Source organism: Mycobacterium europaeum, from assembly GCF_002102155.1.
Classification (GTDB): domain Bacteria; phylum Actinomycetota; class Actinomycetes; order Mycobacteriales; family Mycobacteriaceae; genus Mycobacterium; species Mycobacterium europaeum.
Map to the genome: position 1 here is coordinate 1 of NZ_LQOU01000052.1, position 4,810 is coordinate 4,810.

Consider the following 4,810-nt stretch of genomic DNA (forward strand, 5'->3'; position numbering starts at 1 on the left):
CCGCGGTGGCCCGTACCTGGCGCGCGGCGCGCAGGACCTGGTGCCCAGCGCGCAGCTGCTGGACACCTACAGCCCCGAGCTCTTCTGCACGCTGCGCAACTATCACGACATCGAGCCGAAGGCCTCCTCCTTCCTGGGCGGCAACGGCTACTCGCTGAATGCCCACACCGAGGCGCTGTCCGGGTTGGGGTTGCTGGCCAACCCCGTGTCGGCGGTGGTCACCCTGGCCAGCCTGGTCGGTGGCCTGGCGGGGGTCGTCGGCGGCGCGCCGAACCCGTACACCTACCCGGAGAACCTGCCGCGGGTGAACGCCCGTGGCGGCCCGGGGGGCGCGCCGGGGTGCTGGCAGCAGATCACCCACGACCTGTGGCCCGCACCGGAGCTGGTGATGGACACCGGCAACAGCCTCGCGCCGTACAACCACCTCGACACCGGGTCCCCGTACGCCATCGAGTACGTCTGGGGCCGCCAAGTAGGGGATAACACGATCAACCCATGAAAATCACCGGAACCATCGTCAGGCTCAGCATCTTCTCGTTGGTGCTGCTGATCTTCACCGTGATGATCGTCGTCGTGTTCGGTCAGATGCGTTTTGACCGCACGAACGGATACTCGGCGGAGTTCACCAATGTGAGCGGGCTGCGGGCCGGCCAATTCGTCCGCGCGTCCGGCGTGGAGATCGGCAAGGTCAGTTCGGTCAAGGTGGTCGACGGCGGCAAGCGGGCGCGGGTGGAGTTCAACGTCGACCGCTCGGTGCCGCTGTACCAGTCGACGACCGCCCAGATCCGCTACCTCGATCTGATCGGCAACCGCTACCTGGAGCTCAAGCGCGGCGAGGGCGAGGGCGCCGAGCGGGTGCTGCCGCCGGGCGGCTTCATCCCGGCGTCGCACACCTCGCCTGCGCTGGACCTGGACGCCCTGATCGGTGGGTTCAAACCGCTGTTCCGGGCGCTGGATCCGCAGAAGGTGAACACCATCGCCACGTCCCTGATCACCGTGTTCCAGGGACAGGGCGGCACGATCAACGACATCCTCGACCAGACCGCGCAGCTGACCAACCAGATTGGTGAGCGCGACCAGGCCATCGGCGAGGTCATCAAGAACCTGAACATCGTGCTGGACACCACGGTGCGCCACCGCCAGCAGTTCGACCAGACGGTCAACAACCTCGAGGTGCTCATCACGGGGCTGAAGGACCACGGCGACCAGCTGGCCGGCGGCACCGCGCACATCAGCAACGCCGCCGGGACGGTCGCCGACCTGCTCGCCGAGGACCGCGGCCTGCTGCACAAGACGCTCAACTATCTGGACGCGATCCAGCAGCCGCTCATCGACCAGCGCGACGGGCTCGACGACTACCTCAAGAGGGTGCCCACCGCGTTGAACATGATCGGCCGCGCCATCGGCTCCTACGGCGACTTCGTGAACTTCTACGCCTGCGACATCACGCTCAAGATCAACGGCCTGCAGGCCGGCGGCCCGGTCCGCACGGTCAGGCTGTTCCAGCAGCCGACGGGTAGGTGCACCCCGCAATGAGAACACTGGAACCACCCAACCGGGTTCGCATCGGCCTCATGGGCATCCTGGTGACGCTGCTCGTCATCGGCGTGGGCCAGAGCTTCACCAGCGTCCCGATGATCTTCGCCAAGCCCAGCTACTACGGGCAGTTCACCGACACCGGGGGCATCAACTCCGGTGACAAGGTGCGCATCGCCGGCGTCGACGTCGGCAAGGTCGAAGGTCTGGAGATCGACGGCGACCACATTCGGCTGAAGTTCTCGATCGGCACCGCCACCATCGGCACCGAGAGCCGGCTGGCGATCAAGACCGACACCATCCTCGGCAAGAAGATCCTGGACGTCGAGGCCCGGGGCGCCCAGCCGCTGCGGCCCGGCGCCACCCTGCCGATCGGGCAGAGCACGACGCCCTACCAGATCTACGACGCGTTCTTCGACGTCACCAAGGCCGCGCAGGGCTGGAACATCGACACGGTCAAGGAATCGCTGCACGTGCTGTCGCAGACCATCGACCAGACCTACCCCCACCTGAGCGCGGCGCTCGACGGCGTGGCCAAGTTCTCCGACACCATCGGCAAGCGCGACGAGCAGGTCAAGCATCTGCTCGCCCAGGCCAACCAGGTGGCCAGCGTGCTGGGCGACCGCAGCGAGCAGGTGGACCGACTGCTGGTCAACACCAAGACGCTGCTGGCCGCCTTCAACGAGCGCGGCCAGGCCATCAACGCGCTGCTGGCCAACGTCGCCGCCTTCTCCGAGCAGGTCAAGGGTTTCATCAACGACAACCCCAACCTCAACCACGTGCTCGAGCAACTGCGCACGGTCAGCGACATCCTGAAGGAACGCAAAGACGACGTCGCCGCGGGGCTGAGCGAGGTCGGCAAGTTCCTGCCGTCGTTGAACGAGTCCATCGCGTCGGGGCCGTTCTTCAAGGTGGTCCTGCACAACCTCGCGCTGTACCAGATCATTCAGCCGTGGGTCGACGCCGCGTTCAAGAAGCGCGGGATCGACCCGGAGAACTTCTGGCGTAGCGCCGGGCTGCCCGAATTCCGGTGGCCCGACCCGAACGGCACCCGGTTCCCCAACGGCGCGCCGCCGCCGGCGCCGCCGGTGCTCGAGGGCACGCCGGAGCACCCGGGGCCGGCCGTCCCGCCGGGATCGCCCTGTTCGTACACCCCGGCCAACCCGGGCGGCAACGTCACCGTCGGCGACGAGGGTCTGCCGCGGCCGTGGAATCCGCTGCCCTGCGCGGGCGGGGGTATCGGTCCGTTCGGCGGTCCGGGCTTCCCGGCGCCGGTCGACGTGATGACCTCGCCGCCGAACCCGGGCGGCCTGCCGCCGACACCGGGCATCCCGATCGCGGGACGGCCGGGCGACCCGCCGCCGAACGTTCCGGGGACCCCCGTCCCGCTGCCGGCGCAGGCACCGCCGGGTGCGCGCACCGAGAACCTGGCGCCGGCCGGACCGACGCCACCGCCGTCGACGTTCGCGCCCGGTTTCCCGCCGGGGCCGGCGGCACCACCCGGGCCCGGCGAACAGTTGCCGGCGCCCTTCATCAACCCCGGCGGATCGGGAGGCAGCGGCGCGGCCGGGGGAGGTAGCCAGAATTGAGCACCGCCTTTGACATCCGGAACATCCGGCTACCGAAGCTGACGCGGGCGACCGTGATCCTCGGCTCGCTGGTGATCGTGCTTGCCCTCGTCGTCGGGTTCGTCGGGTGGCGGCTCTACCAGAAGCTGACCACCAACACGGTGGTGGCCTACTTCCCGGCGGCCAACGCGCTGTACCCGGGCGACAAGGTCCAGATCATGGGAATGCGGGTGGGCGCGATCGACAAGATCGAGCCGGCCGGCGACAAGATGAAGGTCACCTTCCACTACGAGAACAAGTACCGGGTGCCGGCGAACGCCAACGCGGTCATCCTCAACCCGACGTTGGTGGCCTCGCGCGCCATCCAGTTGGAGCCGCCCTACAAGGGCGGCCCGGTGCTGGCCGACAACGCGGTGATCCCCGAGGAGCGCACCCAGGTCCCGGTGGAATGGGACCAGCTGCGCAACAGCATCACCAACATCATCTCCAAGCTGGGGCCCACGCCGGAGCAGCCGACCGGACCGTTCGGTGAGGTCATCGAGTCCTATGCCAACGGGCTGGCCGGCAAGGGCAAGGAGTTCAACACCACGCTGAGCAACCTGTCGCAGGCGCTGACGGCGCTCAACGAGGGCCGCGGCGACTTCTTCGCCGTGGTGAAGAGCCTGGCGCTGTTCGTCAACGCGCTGCACAAGGACGACCAGCAGTTCGTCGCGCTGAACCAGAACCTGGCGGAGTTCACCACGCGGCTGGCGCACAACGACACGGACCTCTCGAACGCGATTCAGCAGTTCGACGGTCTGTTGTCCACGGTGCGCCCGTTCCTGAACAAGAACCGCGAGGTGCTGACCTACGACATCAACAACCTGGCGACCGTGACGAACACGATCCTGCAGCCCGACCCGCTCAACGGGCTGGAGACCGCGTTGCACGTCCTGCCGACGGCCGCGGCCAACATCAACCAGATCTATCACCCGTCGCACGGATCGGTGGTCGCCATCCCGGCGATCACGAACTTCGCCAACCCGATGCAGTTCATCTGCAGCTCGATCCAGGCGGGCAGCCGGCTCGGGTATCAGGAGTCCGCGGAACTGTGCGCGCAATACCTGGCGCCGATCCTCGACGCGATCAAGTTTAACTACCTGCCGTTCGGCGCGAACCTGTTCAGCACCGCGGAGACCCTGCCCAAGGAAGTCGCCTACTCCGAAGACCGGCTGCACCCGCCGAACGGATATAAGGACACCACCGTGCCGGGCATCTGGGTCCCGGACACCCCGACGTCGCACCGCAACACGCAGCCCGGCTGGATCGTGGCGCCCGGGATGCAGGGCCAGCAGGTGGGGCCGATCACCGCGGGCCTGATGACGCCGGACTCGCTGGCCGAACTCATGGGAGGCCCCAACATCGCGCCCGTCCAGTCGAACCTGCAGACCCCGCCGGGACCGCCCAACGCCTACGACGAGAACCCGATCGTGCCGCCCATCGGCCTGAACGCCCCGGTGCCGATCCAGCCGCCGCCGCCGGGACCCGACGTGGCCCCGGGCCCGGTGGCCCCGACACCGGCGCCGGTCGCGGCGCCCGCACCCAACGCGGGCGGGCCGGCGGTGCCGACTGACTTCGGGGGTGGCCAGTGAGGAGCAAGCCGAACCGACGGCCAGTGATGTTGTTGAGGCTGGCCCGCCGCCGGACCTGGCAGGCGCTGGTGCTGC

4 protein-coding genes are annotated in these 4,810 nt (G+C 68.3%); all 4 read left to right on the plus strand.

The features are described 5' to 3' along the window. On the plus strand, nt 1-499 hold a 499-nt coding region (locus AWC03_RS23650), incomplete at its 5' end, for an MCE family protein (protein ID WP_211279280.1). Beyond that, nucleotides 496-1,536 (plus strand): virulence factor Mce family protein, encoded by a 1,041-nt coding sequence (locus AWC03_RS23655; RefSeq protein ID WP_085243138.1) that lies wholly within the window; start codon nt 496-498, stop codon nt 1,534-1,536. The genes AWC03_RS23650 and AWC03_RS23655, both read left to right, overlap by 4 nt. After that, nucleotides 1,533-3,125 (plus strand): virulence factor Mce family protein, encoded by a 1,593-nt coding sequence (locus AWC03_RS23660; protein ID WP_085243139.1) that lies wholly within the window; start codon nt 1,533-1,535, stop codon nt 3,123-3,125. The genes AWC03_RS23655 and AWC03_RS23660 overlap by 4 nt, the downstream gene beginning before the upstream one ends. After that, entirely contained in the window at nt 3,122-4,735 is a 1,614-nt protein-coding gene (locus AWC03_RS23665; protein WP_085243140.1) for a virulence factor Mce family protein, read from the plus strand. Before AWC03_RS23660 ends, AWC03_RS23665 begins: the two co-directional genes overlap by 4 nt. Nucleotides 4,736-4,810 lie beyond the last annotated feature (75 nt).

Coding starts and splice junctions, on each gene's coding strand:
- AWC03_RS23655 (WP_085243138.1), top strand. CDS start 496: ATGAAAATCACCGGAACCATCGTCAGGCTCAGCATCTTCTCGTTGGTG.
- AWC03_RS23660 (WP_085243139.1), top strand. CDS start 1,533: ATGAGAACACTGGAACCACCCAACCGGGTTCGCATCGGCCTCATGGGC.